General features: G+C 38.9%; 19 protein-coding genes. 11 read left to right on the forward strand and 8 right to left on the reverse strand.

Translation table 11 applies throughout. The features are described 5' to 3' along the window. Window positions 1-53 precede the first annotated feature (53 nt). From FJA49_RS02435 to FJA49_RS02460, 6 genes are all read right to left on the reverse strand, one after another. Window positions 54-593 (reverse strand): T9SS type A sorting domain-containing protein, encoded by a 540-nt coding sequence (locus FJA49_RS02435; protein ID WP_139998481.1) that lies wholly within the window; start codon window positions 591-593, stop codon window positions 54-56. After that, window positions 535-2988 (reverse strand): Ig-like domain-containing protein, encoded by a 2454-nt coding sequence (locus FJA49_RS02440; protein WP_139998483.1) that lies wholly within the window; start codon window positions 2986-2988, stop codon window positions 535-537. The genes FJA49_RS02435 and FJA49_RS02440 overlap by 59 nt, the downstream gene beginning before the upstream one ends. Before the next feature lie 207 nt (window positions 2989-3195). Then, entirely contained in the window at window positions 3196-3405 is a 210-nt protein-coding gene (locus tag FJA49_RS02445; RefSeq protein WP_139998485.1) for a hypothetical protein, read from the reverse strand. A 117-nt stretch (window positions 3406-3522) separates the two neighbouring features. Then, window positions 3523-4848, reverse strand: coding sequence for a sensor histidine kinase (locus FJA49_RS02450; RefSeq protein ID WP_233590054.1), 1326 nt, complete (start codon window positions 4846-4848; stop codon window positions 3523-3525). Window positions 4849-4850: 2 nt separating this feature from the next. Continuing rightward, window positions 4851-5525, reverse strand: coding sequence for a response regulator transcription factor (locus tag FJA49_RS02455; RefSeq protein ID WP_139998487.1), 675 nt, complete (start codon window positions 5523-5525; stop codon window positions 4851-4853). A 51-nt stretch (window positions 5526-5576) separates the two neighbouring features. Then, window positions 5577-6044, reverse strand: a complete 468-nt coding sequence (locus FJA49_RS02460; RefSeq protein WP_139998489.1) for a PepSY-like domain-containing protein — start codon at window positions 6042-6044, stop codon at window positions 5577-5579. Between the two features lie 216 nt (window positions 6045-6260). On the opposite strand from FJA49_RS02460, the gene FJA49_RS02465 reads away from it, so the two are divergent. From FJA49_RS02465 to FJA49_RS02475, 3 genes are all read left to right on the forward strand, one after another. Continuing rightward, the gene (locus FJA49_RS02465) at window positions 6261-6593 is read left to right on the forward strand and encodes a DMT family transporter (RefSeq protein ID WP_139998491.1); all 333 of its coding nucleotides are present in this window, start codon (window positions 6261-6263) and stop codon (window positions 6591-6593) included. 286 nt (window positions 6594-6879) lie between these two features. After that, a complete protein-coding gene (locus tag FJA49_RS02470; RefSeq protein ID WP_139998493.1) occupies window positions 6880-7104 on the forward strand; it encodes a DUF2798 domain-containing protein in 225 nt (74 codons plus the stop codon). 56 nt (window positions 7105-7160) lie between these two features. Further along, the gene (locus FJA49_RS02475; protein WP_139998495.1) at window positions 7161-7730 is read left to right on the forward strand and encodes a Crp/Fnr family transcriptional regulator; all 570 of its coding nucleotides are present in this window, start codon (window positions 7161-7163) and stop codon (window positions 7728-7730) included. 119 nt (window positions 7731-7849) lie between these two features. Here the strand turns inward: FJA49_RS02475 and FJA49_RS02480 are convergent, their stop codons facing one another. Then, window positions 7850-8254, reverse strand: coding sequence for a DoxX family protein (locus tag FJA49_RS02480; RefSeq protein ID WP_139998497.1), 405 nt, complete (start codon window positions 8252-8254; stop codon window positions 7850-7852). A gap of 12 nt (window positions 8255-8266) precedes the next feature. Further along, complete coding sequence (locus FJA49_RS18380; protein WP_158629434.1) at window positions 8267-8416, reverse strand: hypothetical protein; 150 nt, start codon at window positions 8414-8416, stop codon at window positions 8267-8269. Window positions 8417-8420: 4 nt separating this feature from the next. Between FJA49_RS18380 and FJA49_RS02485 the strand changes: the two genes are divergently transcribed. From FJA49_RS02485 to FJA49_RS02520, 8 genes are all read left to right on the forward strand, one after another. Then, window positions 8421-9356, forward strand: coding sequence for a helix-turn-helix domain-containing protein (locus FJA49_RS02485; RefSeq protein WP_139998499.1), 936 nt, complete (start codon window positions 8421-8423; stop codon window positions 9354-9356). 140 nt (window positions 9357-9496) lie between these two features. After that, on the forward strand, window positions 9497-11107 hold the full coding sequence (locus tag FJA49_RS02490) for a tetratricopeptide repeat protein (protein WP_139998501.1): 1611 nt from the start codon (window positions 9497-9499) through the stop codon (window positions 11105-11107). 200 nt (window positions 11108-11307) lie between these two features. Next, entirely contained in the window at window positions 11308-11700 is a 393-nt protein-coding gene (locus FJA49_RS02495; protein WP_139998503.1) for an OB-fold protein, read from the forward strand. 8 nt (window positions 11701-11708) lie between these two features. Then, a complete protein-coding gene (locus tag FJA49_RS02500) occupies window positions 11709-12554 on the forward strand; it encodes a DUF5777 family beta-barrel protein (RefSeq protein WP_139998505.1) in 846 nt (281 codons plus the stop codon). 9 nt (window positions 12555-12563) lie between these two features. Further along, the gene (locus FJA49_RS02505; protein ID WP_139998507.1) at window positions 12564-12917 is read left to right on the forward strand and encodes a cytochrome c; all 354 of its coding nucleotides are present in this window, start codon (window positions 12564-12566) and stop codon (window positions 12915-12917) included. Between the two features lie 9 nt (window positions 12918-12926). Further along, window positions 12927-13484: a YceI family protein gene (locus FJA49_RS02510; protein WP_317131696.1), complete on the forward strand. Its 558-nt coding sequence runs from the start codon at window positions 12927-12929 to the stop codon at window positions 13482-13484. Window positions 13485-13487: 3 nt separating this feature from the next. Continuing rightward, on the forward strand, window positions 13488-14012 hold the full coding sequence (locus FJA49_RS02515; RefSeq protein WP_139998509.1) for an ankyrin repeat domain-containing protein: 525 nt from the start codon (window positions 13488-13490) through the stop codon (window positions 14010-14012). A 5-nt stretch (window positions 14013-14017) separates the two neighbouring features. Beyond that, on the forward strand, window positions 14018-14788 hold the full coding sequence (locus FJA49_RS02520) for a T9SS type A sorting domain-containing protein (RefSeq protein ID WP_139998511.1): 771 nt from the start codon (window positions 14018-14020) through the stop codon (window positions 14786-14788). The last annotated feature ends 45 nt before the right edge of the window (window positions 14789-14833 follow it).

Consider the following 14833-nt stretch of genomic DNA (forward strand, 5'->3'; position numbering starts at 1 on the left):
ATAGAAAAAGCACCTGAAATCAGGTGCTTTTTTTATGGATTGTAAAAATCATTCTATTCTTTAATAGCCTTAAAAGCTTTAGAAGTTTGGCCTGCTATTACCTTAACAATATAGGTTCCCGAAGGCATGGTTGAAAAAGGTAATGTAAAGACTGTTCCGTTTACTGTTTTCGCAAATACCTGCTGCCCTAATACATTGAATACCGCTACAGAATCAATAGTTTCTGTATGGCTAACAGTCATTATATCTTTAACCGGGTTAGGATAATAGTTGAAATTTTCGTTTCCAAAAACAGGTGTTCCCAAAGCAGTTCCTGCTATAACCTTCAATCGGTCACTACTCTCACCACAATCTAAAGTTTGGGAAGCATAATAAATTCCTCCTGACACTATCACATCTGCTGGTGACAGCAAATTGCCTCCTGTTGGAGCATCATACCAAAGAATATTTTGTCCCGTTACCTCAAAATCAGCCAGCGTAGCGCCTTCAAGAAAGTCCTGAATTTCTTCACCTGTAGGTGCTGCAACCAATTCTTTAATAGTTACTGATACCGTCTGGATTGCAGCGCATGTTCCTTCTGCCGGTGTAAACACATAGTCCGAAAATTCCTGCTTGAGTTGTATTGACAGTTGACGGCGACCAGGTTCCTGCAATGCCGTTTGGAGAAGTCAACTCCAGAACCGGAGCTGTTGCATTTTTACAAATTGGTTCCATCGTAGCAAAATTAGGTATTGCCTGTTCTGTTATCGTCACGGCAACCTGAACTCTTCTGCTTTCACATCCGTCCACTGTTTGCGATACATAATAAGATCCTGTTGTTAGCAGATACGTGCTGCCTAATACTTCGCCAAAAGTTCCTCCCGCATACCATTGTACCAAAGCACCTGTAATGGTTGTCGCTTGCAATTGTGCTACGGTAGCACCTTCGCAATAGGTTTGAGATGCAACTACAGGATCAGGCGTATTGATTAGCACAGAAATTTCTGTTCTTGGTCCTTCACAGCTTCCTGTTTTTTGCGATACAAAATAAGTTTGTGTTGCCAATGTAGCCGTTTCTGCCAATGCTTCTGTAGCATCTGCAGCGGCATACCATAAAATAGTTTCAGAAGGTGCAGGAACTAAAGAAGCTGCAGTCGTGACACCGCAAAAAGTCTGATTGGCAGCGGTTGGAGCTGCAGGCAATTGGGTAACTGTTATTACAACAGGAATCCTTTCACTTTCACAAATGCCCAGGGCTTGTGATACATAATAAGTTTGGGAAGTAAGGCTGGCAGTATCTTCTAAAGCAACTGCTGAAACATCGGCAGAAGCATACCATTTGGCAACTGCTCCAGTAATAACAGCAGCATCCAAATCGGCTACGGTTGCCGAAGCACAAAAAGATTGCGGCAAAACAGTTGGAGCATTAGGTACGGCACAATTAAGTTCATAAGCTCCCATATCTGGAGTACCGTCATAAAATCGGTCATTACCAATTATATCAGTAGTAATGGCTGACAAATTAGGCGTACTTCCTGAAGCATAATAACTACTACTTCCTGCATCTACAACAGGACTTCCTTGTTGTATTTTATAATTACCATTCGCTGCATTAACAAACAACGGATTGGTAGCACCATCTATATTTCCATTAGCATCATTTGTAGTAGCACCCTGAACCAGACTGTGCCTGTATTGAGGTGCCGTAGCTGGCTGAGATGGCGAATAATAAACTCCGGTAGGGTTATCATAAATAATACAGTTGCGGATTTTTAGCGCTACTGCAGTGTTGTATATAGCGCCACCATTCACACTTGCCGAATTTTTTGCGAAGGTAACATTAGTCAGAAATGGTGATTTATTACCGGTAAAACGTTCGATGTACATTCCACCTCCATAGGCTGCCGTATTATCCGTAATAAGACAGTTAGTAATAATCTCATCCGAATAATTACTATAAATTCCGCCTCCCTGATTCAAGCTTGAATTGTTCTTAATCACAACGTTAGTCATTATAGTCGTGGTTGTATTGTTAACAATCCCTCCTCCTAATTTAGTCGTATGATTCTCGCTGATTTCAACATTGATAAGTGTTGGCGATGCTGCAAAATTATTCATAGCTCCTCCTCCTTCGGCATCTCCTCCTCTGGCCACATTTCCATTAAATACTCCATTTGAAAAGTACGGTTTGGATTGAGATTCGTCATTTTGCACTCCGGCTCCCTGCAATGAAACATTTTTACTTATCGTAAAATTGGTAACAGTTGGCGAAGAAGAAATATTTAACATTCCGCCTCCTCTTTGGTCTCCTACATTTCCAATAATGATAATATTGGAGATGATTGGCGACGAAAAATAATTATACATTCCCCCGGCTATACTATTACCAACATATTTAGTAGTACCTATAGGTTGTATTGTACCAACCATATTGGCATTACCACCACGGATTGTAAAACCGTCCAAAACTGTTGAATTGGTAATTGGATTAGAGGCGTTTGCCCCCAAACTCATAACAACATGATACGCATTTTCGTCATTATTGGTTATAACCAATGTACTCCCGTTGCCGCTTATCACATCATTGTTGTTATAATCTCCGCTCAAAATAGAAGCGTTTGCTGTCAAAGACAAATCTCTTTGCGACAATTGCGTTTCTATACCTGCGAATCCTCCATATACCTTGACATTTTTTACCAACAGAAAAGAATTATTCCTATCAAGAGGATTGGCTCCGCTAAGATTATCCGGTCGATATAACGGATAATATGTACCGCCTGCTACCCATATTTGGCTAACCGTTCCCGCTGTCAGTTCTCTTGCGGCTTTGAGCGCATCGCCTACTTCGCCAAGAGCACTTGTCCAACTGCTTCCATTTCCGGTCGCTCCTTTTTTGACGTATAAAACACCGTTGACATCCGGAGCAATTTGCCCCCAAGAATTAGCTGTAATGACCAGCATTAAAGACAGCGTCATCTGCTTTATTCTTTTTTGTAATTTTTTGTTCATAATTGCAATACAAGTTTAGTTATTCTTAAGCGCTTGATTTTCAAGCGGAACAAACTTATGCTTCCTGTATTACGCTAAGTTTTCAAAACGAACAAATAAAAATTATGGTTGTGTTAACCAGATAGTTATAGTGTTAAGGCATAAAAAAAGCTCCTGATTTCTCAGGAGCTTTCTTGGTACAGTTTATTACAGATCAGGCAAAGAACCTTAGGCTTTTGCCTTAGCTTCTTCTTTTTTTACTTTTGCAACCTCAGTCTTTTTAGCTTTCTCAGCCTTTTTCATTTCTTTGTGTTCAGCCTTTTTTGTTTCAGCTTTAGCTTCCATTTTTACTTCAGCTTTTGCAGGTGCTTTTTGTTGAGCATTTACCATAGCGCTTGTTCCTAAAACTAAAGCAGCTAACATCATTAATTTTTTCATGATTTCTATTTTTTGAATTAAACAAGAATATTATTTGTTTCTTAATTATAGGTCAAAGTTAGATTCGTTAAATGAAGATAAAATGAAGATTTTGCCGTTAGGAGATAATTTAACATTTTATTTTTTTACTTCTGGAAAAACAAGCCTAAAAGTCGTTCCTACATTCAATTCTGAACTTACCTTAATCTCTATTTTGTGTAAGTTAGCAATACTTGACACTATAGCCAGTCCTAAACCTTGTCCTTCTTCTTCAAGATTTATTTTCATAAACCGGTTAAAAATCTGAGACAATTGCACCTCTGTCATTCCTTTACCGGTGTCTGCAATAGCAATGCAATAGCGACCTTCTTCAAAAGAATCAGAAATAATCAGGCTGCCGCCGTTGGGCGTAAACTTGATGGCATTAAAAACAATATTGTAAATCAATATGTGTATTAGCGTTTTGTTGCCTTCAAAAACAAAATCGTTTTCTACTGTGTTCAAAACATGAAGCTGTTTCATTTCGATACGATCGTCAAAATCAGCCAACAGTTCGGAAACCAGATTGCGGAAATCAATCGATTCAAAATTGGAATACTGGTGGTTTTCTATTCTTGAAATCAGCAACAGGTTATTGATGATGCGTTTTAGCGTATCCAGATTCCGAAGCGAGACGACAATCTTGTCCACTCCTTCATCGTTAATGGATTCATTATTCAGCAGGTTTTCCAGCCTGTTCTGGAGAATAGAAATCGGAGTCAGCAATTCATGAGAAACATTGGCAATAAACTGCTTTTCTTTCTTGAATTGTTCCTGAATGCGATCCATCATCTGATTCAGACCATCATCTAATACAGCAAAATCAGATGTTGTTGTATGTACTTTAGAATGGTCAAATAGTTCCGGTTCGTTGATAAGATTGATTTTTGTGTCGATTATTTTCTGAAAAGGTTTAAGCAAATAATCTATAAATACGGATTGGGCAAAATGAGACACAATAAGTGTTGCCGTAAGTAATAATAAGATAACCAGATGGAATTTGTCAAGCAATTCGTCCACCTCGTTCAGGTGTTCTCCTATTTCAAGTACATAATTGGTGTTTTTATAACTGAAATGATGATAAAGTACACGGTATTCATTAGTTTCGTTTTCTACCTTCCTAGATTCATTAACGAAATAATCTTTTGGGCGTGTTATATTGTTTGAGCGATATAGGCGGAGAAATTCACTGTGGAGATTGGAAAAACTGACATATAACTCCGTACTGTCATTCCGTTCTATAAAAGCGTTGATTTCGGAAGTATTGAGACGATTAACAAACTTATCCCGTTTTTCAATCATCGTGTTTTCGATGTTCTTGTAGGCTACCTTTTTAATAACAAAAGACAATGTAAACCACATGATGACTAACAGCAACAGGCGGATTACGGCACTGAATATCGAGATTTTATTTTTGAGCTTCATGCCTAACTTATGATTCTATAGCCTACATTCCGAACGGTCTCAAACCATTCAATAGTAGCATGCTTATCTAGCTTTTTACGCAGGTTCCGTACGTGTACATCTATAAAATTAGAATCGGAGCTGACTTCCAATACATCACCCCACACATGTTCTGTGAGTTGTAGGCGCGTAATAACACGATTTTTATTCAACACCAGATATTGAAAAATATCAAACTCTTTTTTGGTAAGCGCTACAGCATTTTCCTGGTAGCTTACTTTATAATCCTGCAGCCTGATTTTAAAACCGTGAATATCCAATTCATTAACTGTAAATCCGTGGATTCTCCGGATAACGGCATACAAACGAGCGCCTAACTCTGATAATGCAAAAGGTTTGGTTAGGTAATCGTCTGCTCCCAAATCGAGACCATTGATCTTGTCATCAAGCTCTCCTCTGGCAGTAATTACTATAACCGCCATTTTTGATTTGGAATTGCGTACGCTTTCCAAAACATCAAATCCGTTCCCATCCGGCAAACCCAGATCAAGCAATAGCGCATCATATTGGTTTACCGAGACTTCTTCCAAAGCTTCTTCACAGCTAGCTACCCATTTGCAGATATAACCGCTCTTGGCAAGGTAGTCTGTCAGCTCTACAGCTAATTCTTTGGTATCTTCTACAATCAGGACATTCATAGCGTATATGTTGTTTTCAAACTACTTCTAAATTAGGCACAGGATTGTCCTTTAACGATCTTTTTCTACCATCTGTAGAAAGTCGCCTTGGTCGCTAAAAACGGCATCATAAAATTTTGAATCACTGCTAAGTCCAACTTCATAAGTATAATAGTTTGGAATTTGACGCACTCGTGCTGCTTCTACAATTTTATAAGTTGGGTAATTTTTTTTGAGATAGGATTGGATATTTTGCGGAAGCTTGTTAGGCTTAACAGCATGTTCCAGCACTTGCATTTCCCCTTTCAGGTTATAATAAGCTGAAACTTTAGTTCCTTGTACGGTAAAGTCTGCCACATACAATTCTTCATCGCCATCATCACCGTCAAATTCACTTCGCCACACAGCATTAGTCTTAGGAAAATCCTTCTCAAAAGCTAAACGGGCTTCATCAGGCGGAGAATAAGGTTGTTTTTTATCTGTTTGACCATAAAAACTGGCCGTAATGAGTAACAAGACTGCTAAAAAAGTATTTTTCATGATGCATAGGTTTTAAAATTATACAAAAGAGACTTCATAACGAATTTACCATTTTTTTATCTGATTTCAGGTATTCATAGGACAAAAATCCTTAACAAATTTAGCATCCAAAAATGAAGAAAAAATGAAGATTTCTTGTGTATTTACCAAAGTCCAATAACCCGTATTTTCTTTTGAAATCGTATTTTAGCAGAATACCTTAATTACACTTGCCTTATGAAAAATTATCTTTTTTTACTGGTCGCTATTCTTTTTGAAACCATTGCAACTTCATCCCTAAAAGCGTCAGAACAATTCACTAAACTCATTCCAAGCCTTATAACCGTAATTGGCTATATTGCCGCTTTTTATTTTCTTAGCCTGACACTAAAGACGATTCCTGTGGGTATTGCCTATGCTATCTGGTCCGGAATTGGTATTGTTCTTATCACCTTAGCAGGTATCGTTTTATTCAAACAGATTCCTGACTTGCCTGCCATTATCGGGATGCTATTGATTGTAGCTGGCGTAGTTGTGATTAATGTTTTTTCGAAAACGAGTGCGCATTGATTTGGGATTGATGATTTGAGATTTTAGATTTATGATTTATGTAGCCTGACTTCTGATTTGGGATTTAAGATTTTAGATTTAGGATTTATGTAATCTGACTTCCGATTTTTGATTTCTGTTATCTGCCAACTGCAATCTAATTTTTAAAAGCGGACTTCTGATTTTTGATATACTCCCAACTATTCACTTTCCACTATCAACTATCCTCTATTTATTGACTTATGTCAAATTCTATGATGCAAAATAACCCCAACTTTGCGCCATAATAATTTTAAACATTAGAAAAATGAAAAAGAAGCATTTTAAGTATATCAATACTTTATTTGTAGTTATTCCCATGACGCTTATCATGGCTTTTGTAGGATTGATACGGAATTATGGTTTTGGTGAAGATTGGTTTTTGAAGTTCCTAAAAGCATGGAGCGTTATGCTGCCGGTTGCCTATGCCGCAGCTTTCCTTATTATTCCTCAAGCCCGAAAATTTGCAGAAAAAGTAACGGCAAGGAACTAATCCGAAAAAACAATAGGCAACTATTGCCTAACTTTGCCTATCATCTTACAACTGCAATGCAAGAACAGCTCAGCCGTTACATACAGGAAAAAATAAACATTTCCGACACGGAGCTCAAAACCGTCATGACTTATTTCAAGAGTATAAAAGTCAAGAAAAATGAATTCCTAGTTAACCACGGAGAATCCAGCCAGCGGACATTTTTTGTCGGCAAAGGCTGTTTGCGCATATTCTTCCTTAACGAAGACGGACAGGAAGCTACCCGATACTTTGCTTTTGAAAACCAATTTGCCACAGCATTGACCAGTTTTATTACAGGAGATCTCTCGGCTGAGTACATCCAAGCCGTAGAAGCTACCGAACTACTGTACATCAGCCACGATGATTTTTACCACCTTTTGGAAATTATTCCGGAATGGGAAAAATTCTATCGCAGCTATCTGGAAAATGCCTATGTAACCAACACTAACAGGCTGATGTCTTTTATTACTATGGATGCTACAGAGCGGTATAGGCAACTGCTTAGCCAAAGTCCGATAATTGTAAAACGACTGCCAAATAAAATGGTCGCTTCTTATCTGAATATTTCGCAGGAAACGTTGAGTCGACTCAAATCGAAAGTGTAGCTATCAAATATTACTCCGGATTGATTTGAGATATGGGATTTATGATTTTGGATTTGTGATTTTAGATTTTAGATTTCTGCTACCTGTGATCTGAAACCTGATTTATGGAAGCGTCTGTTTTAAGCTTCTTTTTTCTCATACCGCAACGCATCAATACTATAAGGCCCAGCGCCAAAATAAGCAAGCATCAGGGCTGCTCCTATAATCGACATGTTTTTCATAAATGTCATCAGCACTAACTGGTGCAACATGGGGTCATCAACCTTCCAGAAATCGTGCATGATAAAAGTAACCGGAACCAGAAAAATAATAATCAACCAGGCGCCCCATTTGGCCATAAAGCCAAACAATATACTAAGTCCAGCGGCCATTTCTAATACGCCAACAAGCGGAATCAGTATATACGATAATGGAATTCCTTTAGCAGCTGCTTCATATACAAACGTATCTGAAAATTTAGCAACAGAAGAATACATAAAGATGATGCTGAAAAGAAACCTACCAATCAAAGGGATATATTTCATAATATTTAAGTTTTAATGAACTATGAATAACTGTATTAAATTTACGGTTAAAACGGCAATTGGACTTCGTGCCAATTCGTCCGAAATTGGTCTGAAACCCGCCTTTTTTCCTGCAACAACTTCATGGTGAGCTTCTACTGTTATAAAAAAGAACGGTTCCATAATAATGACTAACTTTACGACACTAAAGACGTTTGATTTGGAAAAGACAAGCATCCGAAAGCTGTCGATCAGCGATATCCTGGAAATACTTGGCGATGTGCCGCAATCTGAGGGACTGCATGTGTATATGGGGAAAGGTGCCATCACCACAATTCCCTTTCCATATCCGTATCGTTCTGATAATTTTTCGGTATTGCTTATCCTTTCCGGAACCATGAAGCTCCAACTGGATCTTATTTCGCATACCGCCTATCCTAATGATTTGATTATCATTTCGCCAAGAACCATAAACCATATACTTGAGATTACCGGAAATTTGGAACTGATTGCTGTTAGCTTTACTTCCGACTTTGCCCGACAATCCAACCGAAATAGAAATGAAATCGATGCTTTTGAGTTTTTTGCTTCAAAAGCCATCCCGAAACTTACATTTACAGAGGAAGAACGCCAGGATTTTATTTTTCTGGCCCGGATGCTGATGCAGGAAAACATTGAAAAAAGCCATGAGCCTTACAACGAAGAAGTCCTTCATCATGCTTTTAGCCTACTGATGTATATTGTTGCTTCCCGTTATAAAAAAGAAAACTCAGGGCTGAAGCCAGAACTGTCACGCCAAGAAGAACTCACCTTAAAATTCCTCAAACTGCTTGACATCAATTTTAAACAGCAGCGCAGTGTGCAGTTTTATGCTGATTTGCTCTGCGTTACCAGCGGCCATCTTACCAAAATACTAAAAGAAGTTTCCGGAAAAACAGCCGGAGAACTCATTGAAGAAGCAATCCTTCTGGAAGCACGCATACTGCTGTCAGACCCAATGCTGACCATTGCGCAAATAGCAGACGAACTCCAATTTAGCGATCAGTCTTCTTTTGGAAAATCTTTCAAGAAGAATATAGGGCTGACGCCTTCGGAATACCGAAGAAAAAACAGTAGTCGATAGAAGCTTTACGACTTTACAACTTTACGACTTTACTACTTTACTACTTTACGACTTTACAACTTTTGTGATTTGGTACAAACTTCCTTACAGTGACTAAATATTTATATCTTTGAAATCCTTTTTACTATCAAAAAACTGCCATGCGCTATAACCGGCCGCTCCTACTCTTGCTTTTGTTGCTGCTATCTTTAAGCGGCATGGCGCAGCCTTCTTCACAAAATACACTGATACAAAAAGGTTGGGACGCTCTTGTAAAAGACCATGACGACGAAGCTTTCCGATATTTTTTCTTATCCTACGAAAAAGCAAAAAAAGAGAAGAATGAAACAGATATGGCAGAATCACTGCTTTATCTTGGTATTTGTTCATTTGGTTCCAGCTATGAAAAAGGACTGGATTATGCTTTTCAATCGCTTAATATTTACACCCGATTAGAAAAAACCAATCCCGATGTTGGGCAAGTAGGTCGCAGCAAGTGTTTACAGCTCATCAGTACGATTTACTCCCGACAGAAAAAATATGCCCAGGCCAAACCCATCAGTCGTGAAGTAATCAGTATTCTTGAAAGCCGGGAAGACAAAAGCGGTACTTTGGGACTCGCCTATTCCAGTTTAGGTTCTTTATACGAACAGGAGCAGCTTCGGGATTCAGCTTACTATTTTTATACACTGGCACTAAAAGATTTTGAAAAATCAGGCAATCAGGCCTATTTGCCTAATGCTTACATCAACATAGGCGAAAGCGAACTCGGACGACATAATGACCAAAACGGCCTCGATTACTTTCAGAAAGCACTGGATATAGCCAATACTACCGAAAATAAGCAGGCACAAGCTTCGGCTCTTCTTGCCATAGGCCGATGGCATCTGAACCATAAGCACAAAACAGAAGCTTTGCATTATTTCCAAAAAGCACATCTGATATCGGAAGCACTTTCGGACAAGCTGTTTGAAATTATGACCGTCGAGGCACTCATCGAATTAAACGAAAAAGAAAAAAACTATTTCGAGACATCGCAGCTTCAGAAACGTTTAATTTTCCTTAAAGACCAACTCCACTCTTTAGAAAGGGAAAAAATCGTCAAGAGTCTTGAAATGCAATTTGAAGTGGCCGAAAAAAACAGAAAGCTCGCTTTGGTTTCAAAAGAAAAAGAAGTGGCACGGCTTACCAACTATCTTTTGGCAATTTGCATTATCGTATTACTGACAGCATTAGTGACCGGATATCTCTACCTAAAAAGCAGAAATAAGCGTGACAGAAGCCTGCTCAAAACCAAAGAAGCACTACTTGAAGCTTTAGAAAAACAGCGTGAATTGGAAGAAATACGCTTCCAGAACGACCTTGATCATAAGGAAAGCCAATTGAGTGCCATTACTTTGCAGATGTTGCAGAAAAACGAACTGTTAACCGATATCAAGTCGGCTATTGAACACCAGCAGCCACAATCGGAACAGCAGCTTATCAAAATGGTGAACCGCCATTTTGAGCAAAATAACAATTGGGACGATTTCAATCTCTATTTCGAGAGTATCAACAAAAACTTCTATACGCGTCTCAAACAACTCTATCCGGAAATCAGTGCCAACGATTTAAAAATATGTGCACTTATCAAACTAAATCTTTCCATTAAGGAAATGGCTTCCATATTAAATATCTCTCCGGATAGTGTCAAAACTGCACGTTACCGCTTGCGTAAAAAATTGCAGCTTGCGGCCGACGAAAATCTTACCAGCTTTATACTTTCGGTCTAAAAAAGACCTTTGTCTACTTACTTTCTACTGTATTATCAGGGCTTGTCTACCTTTTGTCTACCTGATTTTCTCTGGGCTTACGAGCGTATCAATTAATTTTGATAAAAGTTTTTGGTTGTTTAAGAAACTCCCGGGAATAGATTTCAAATTTTTAAAAATCTTCTTCCGGGAACTTAAAAAAAAAAAAAATTATCGAGATCATGAACAAAAAAAGATATGCGTGGATTGCTGCCATAGCCCTGCTGATTATCTGCGGAGCTTATCTCTATAATGGTGTCCTATATAAGGAAGCGAGGAATATTGCAGAAGAAAAAGCGGCATTCCGACTCTCCTCCGTACAACTTGTTGCTGAATATAAGACTAACATGCCTGCATCTGATTCAAACTACCTGAACAAAACCATTGAAGTTCGTGGAAAAGTTACACAGGTTTCTGATTCGCTGTTGACTCTGGATTCTGGCATATCCTGCAGTTTTAGCAAAAAGATGGGTGCTGATATCCAAGGCAAGGAAATAACCCTAAAAGGAAGATGCATCGGTTTTGACGAACTGATGGAAGAAGTAAAACTAGACCAATGTACCCTAATAGACTAATACTACCCATGAAAAAAATGCTTTTACAGCTAGCCTGCTTGCTGCTTGCGGTTTCTGCCCAAGCTCAGGAAGACCTGCTGTCGCAACTGGATTCAACCCAGGTGCAAGATACTTATGCGACTGCCGCATTCAAAGGATTACAAGTCATTACTATGCAATCGACTAAAATGCCGGCTAAAAAAGAATTTTATTTTGTTGTATCCCACCGATTTGGAACCGTAAAAGGCGGTATTTCCGAGTTTTTTGGTTTTGACGATGCTACTACCAAAATTGGTGGTATTTATGGCCTGACGGACTGGCTTTCGGTTAGCGGTTCAAGACATACGCTTTCTAAAGTATATGAAGCTTCTGTAAAATACAGGCTGGCCCGACAGAGCGATCTGTTTCCATTTGAAATTGTAGGTTACAATACGTTCGATATCAATAGCCTGCTAAAAAAGGATGATTATCCAAAAATTGAATTCTCAGACAGGCTGACCTATATCACGCAATTGATCGTTTCCAGAAAAATATCGGAAAGGCTTTCTCTGGAACTCGTGCCTACCTACATCCATAAAAATCTGTACAATCCTGAAATAGAAAACGACAACCAATTTGCTATGGGTTATGGTGGCAGGATGAAGATATCCAAAAGGCTGTCTGTCAATCTGGAATATGCCTATAATTTCGACAAGCCTGGTTTTTACAATAACCCGCTGTCTGTTGGACTTGATGTGGAAACAGGAGGTCATATTTTCCAACTGTTGTTTACCAACTCACAATCAATGACAGAAAGTGGCTATCTGACAAGCGCTACCGGAGATTGGGGCAAAGGCGATTTTTTCTTTGGATTTAACTTATACCGTGTTTTTTAATTAGCTGACATGAAAAAGATATTCTTATTATTTGCCCTGGGTGTAATTTTTGGCTGTGATTCCAATACGTATGAAGATTTGGAAGAACCTACCATTATCGACGGACCGGTCACTTACCAAAACACCGCTAAGGCTATTATTGATGCCAATTGCATCCGATGCCATTCGCCAGGAGGCGTATCTGCTTTCCGTCCGCTGACTACTTATCTTGAAGTCAAAGATGCAATACAGAACACCAATCTGCTCGACAGGATACAAAGACAGAACGGAGAAACGGGACAGATGCCACAAACCGGAAGAATGCCACAAGACAAAATCAACCTGATTCTACAATGGAGATCTGATGGCTTGCCAGAAAACTAAACTAAAAATATGAAAATGCTTAAAAACAAATTACCGTTACTAACATTGTTTCTGTTGGGTGCCCTATCTGCCAATGCGCAGAAATACATCACCAAAAACGGAAACGTAAAATTTGAAGCTTCCGTTCCTTCATTTGAAGAAGTTGCCGCAGAAAGCAAAAGCACCTCTGCCGTTTTTGAAACTTCTACAGGTGACTTTGCTGCGCTTACGCTGGTGAAAGGATTCCGTTTTAAAGTAGCTCTGATGGAGGAACATTTTAATGAAAATTATGTAGAATCTGATAAATACCCAAAAGCAAGTTTTAAAGGCAAAGTAGATGATTTTGATGCTTCACAAGTCACTACGGCCGAAAAGACTGTTACTATTACAGGCGACCTTACGCTGCATGGAAAAACAAAAAGAGTATCAAGTACTGCTAAAATCTCAAAATCCGGGGCTGCTTACAAGATAAGCGGCAGTTTTAGTGTAAAACCTGAGGATTTTGGTATTGAAATTCCAAAGATTGTCAGCAAAAAAGTAGCCGACAAGGTTTCTGTAGATTATAATTTCTTACTCAATAAGCAATAAAACATGAAAAAACTTTTATCACTTCTATTTCTGGTTACTGTTTCTGCAATTGCACAAAACAAAGGCCCAAAAGATGTTTTTGATACTGCCCGATATGGTACTGTTGAAGAAATAAAAGCTTTGGTTGCCAAAAATCCAGATACTATCAACAAAACGAATGCAATGGGTTTTACGCCCTTGATTCTGGCTTGTTACAGAGGCAATCTTCCTGTTGCCGAATATCTTACAGAGAATGCCAAAAACATCAATTATAGCAGTTCAAGTGGCACAGCACTGGCTGCAGTTGCTGTAAAAGGAAATATTAAGCTGGCCGAAGCCTTGCTGAAAAAAAAGGCCGATCCGAATATTGCTGATCCTGCCGGAATGACTCCGCTGCTTTATGCCATACAGTTCAAGAACAAAGAACTTATCGAATTACTACTGCGCTATAAAGCAGACAAGACACAAAAAGACAAACAAGGCAAGGCACCTTTTGAATATGCCATCGATACCAGAAATCAAGAAATCATTAACCTTTTTAAAAACTAAAAACTATGAAAAAAACACTACTCACAGTGTCTCTGGGACTTTTAGCACTTGTTGCACAGGCCCAGACAAAATCCACAGGAACAGTAAACCTGCTTGCGGGTATGACTGCTAAAATTGACCTGAACAGTACCAATTCTACTGCTACGTTAACGTTAACCGGACCTTCTGACCGCTGGTTTGCTTTACAATTCGGATCATTTGGTCAAGGTCAAGGAATGGAAGCCGGACAAGATGTAGTTTACTATAACGGAACTACATTGATAGATGCCGTTCATAATGGTATAGGCTCTGCTCCAACTCCAGATACCAATAACTGGACTGTCACGTCAAACACGGTTGCTGCAGGAACCAGAACTATTGTGGCTACAAGAGCTTTTGACACAGCAAGTTCAAGCGATTATACTTTTGTATATGCTAATACTTCTATCGATTTTGCTTTTTCAAGAATGAGCTCAGCCAGTTTTGCTTTGGCCTATCACGGTGCAAACAGAGGTTACCAGATTGATGTTCCATTGGCTCCGGTTTTGGGCGTTGACGAGATAGAGGCAGCAAAAAAGTTTGCCATTTACCCGAATCCTTCCAACAATCAATTTTCAATCAGAACAGATGAAGATGTGAAATCGGTTGTGATTTATGATGCTACCGGAAAACAAGCGGCACGTTTTTCTAATAGCAAAGAAATGCTTGACATTTCTTCGTTACAGTCTGGATTATATTTTGTAGAAATTCAATCAACAAATAATGAAACTTCTATTGAAAGACTTGTGAAAAAGTAAAATTACTATTTTGTTTAGTTTCATTATGAAAAGAGCAGCGGTGGG

Source organism: Flavobacterium microcysteis (genome assembly GCF_006385255.1).
Taxonomy (GTDB): Bacteria; Bacteroidota; Bacteroidia; order Flavobacteriales; family Flavobacteriaceae; genus Flavobacterium; species Flavobacterium microcysteis.

What these genes read in the sequence shown, in the direction of transcription:
- FJA49_RS02520 (WP_139998511.1), top strand. Translation starts at nt 14,018, where the DNA reads ATGAAAAAAACACTACTCACAGTGTCTCTGGGACTTTTAGCACTTGTT.
- FJA49_RS02465 (WP_139998491.1), top strand. Translation starts at nt 6,261, where the DNA reads ATGAAAAATTATCTTTTTTTACTGGTCGCTATTCTTTTTGAAACCATT.
- FJA49_RS02440 (WP_139998483.1), bottom strand. Translation starts at nt 2,988, where the DNA reads ATGAACAAAAAATTACAAAAAAGAATAAAGCAGATGACGCTGTCTTTA.
- FJA49_RS18380 (WP_158629434.1), bottom strand. Translation starts at nt 8,416, where the DNA reads ATGGAACCGTTCTTTTTTATAACAGTAGAAGCTCACCATGAAGTTGTT.
- FJA49_RS02500 (WP_139998505.1), top strand. Translation starts at nt 11,709, where the DNA reads ATGAAAAAAATGCTTTTACAGCTAGCCTGCTTGCTGCTTGCGGTTTCT.
- FJA49_RS02515 (WP_139998509.1), top strand. Translation starts at nt 13,488, where the DNA reads ATGAAAAAACTTTTATCACTTCTATTTCTGGTTACTGTTTCTGCAATT.
- FJA49_RS02490 (WP_139998501.1), top strand. Translation starts at nt 9,497, where the DNA reads ATGCGCTATAACCGGCCGCTCCTACTCTTGCTTTTGTTGCTGCTATCT.
- FJA49_RS02455 (WP_139998487.1), bottom strand. Translation starts at nt 5,525, where the DNA reads ATGAATGTCCTGATTGTAGAAGATACCAAAGAATTAGCTGTAGAGCTG.
- FJA49_RS02470 (WP_139998493.1), top strand. Translation starts at nt 6,880, where the DNA reads ATGAAAAAGAAGCATTTTAAGTATATCAATACTTTATTTGTAGTTATT.
- FJA49_RS02450 (WP_233590054.1), bottom strand. Translation starts at nt 4,848, where the DNA reads ATGAAGCTCAAAAATAAAATCTCGATATTCAGTGCCGTAATCCGCCTG.
- FJA49_RS02460 (WP_139998489.1), bottom strand. Translation starts at nt 6,044, where the DNA reads ATGAAAAATACTTTTTTAGCAGTCTTGTTACTCATTACGGCCAGTTTT.
- FJA49_RS02485 (WP_139998499.1), top strand. Translation starts at nt 8,421, where the DNA reads ATGACTAACTTTACGACACTAAAGACGTTTGATTTGGAAAAGACAAGC.
- FJA49_RS02475 (WP_139998495.1), top strand. Translation starts at nt 7,161, where the DNA reads ATGCAAGAACAGCTCAGCCGTTACATACAGGAAAAAATAAACATTTCC.
- FJA49_RS02445 (WP_139998485.1), bottom strand. Translation starts at nt 3,405, where the DNA reads ATGAAAAAATTAATGATGTTAGCTGCTTTAGTTTTAGGAACAAGCGCT.
- FJA49_RS02505 (WP_139998507.1), top strand. Translation starts at nt 12,564, where the DNA reads ATGAAAAAGATATTCTTATTATTTGCCCTGGGTGTAATTTTTGGCTGT.
- FJA49_RS02495 (WP_139998503.1), top strand. Translation starts at nt 11,308, where the DNA reads ATGAACAAAAAAAGATATGCGTGGATTGCTGCCATAGCCCTGCTGATT.
- FJA49_RS02480 (WP_139998497.1), bottom strand. Translation starts at nt 8,254, where the DNA reads ATGAAATATATCCCTTTGATTGGTAGGTTTCTTTTCAGCATCATCTTT.
- FJA49_RS02510 (WP_317131696.1), top strand. Translation starts at nt 12,927, where the DNA reads ATGAAAATGCTTAAAAACAAATTACCGTTACTAACATTGTTTCTGTTG.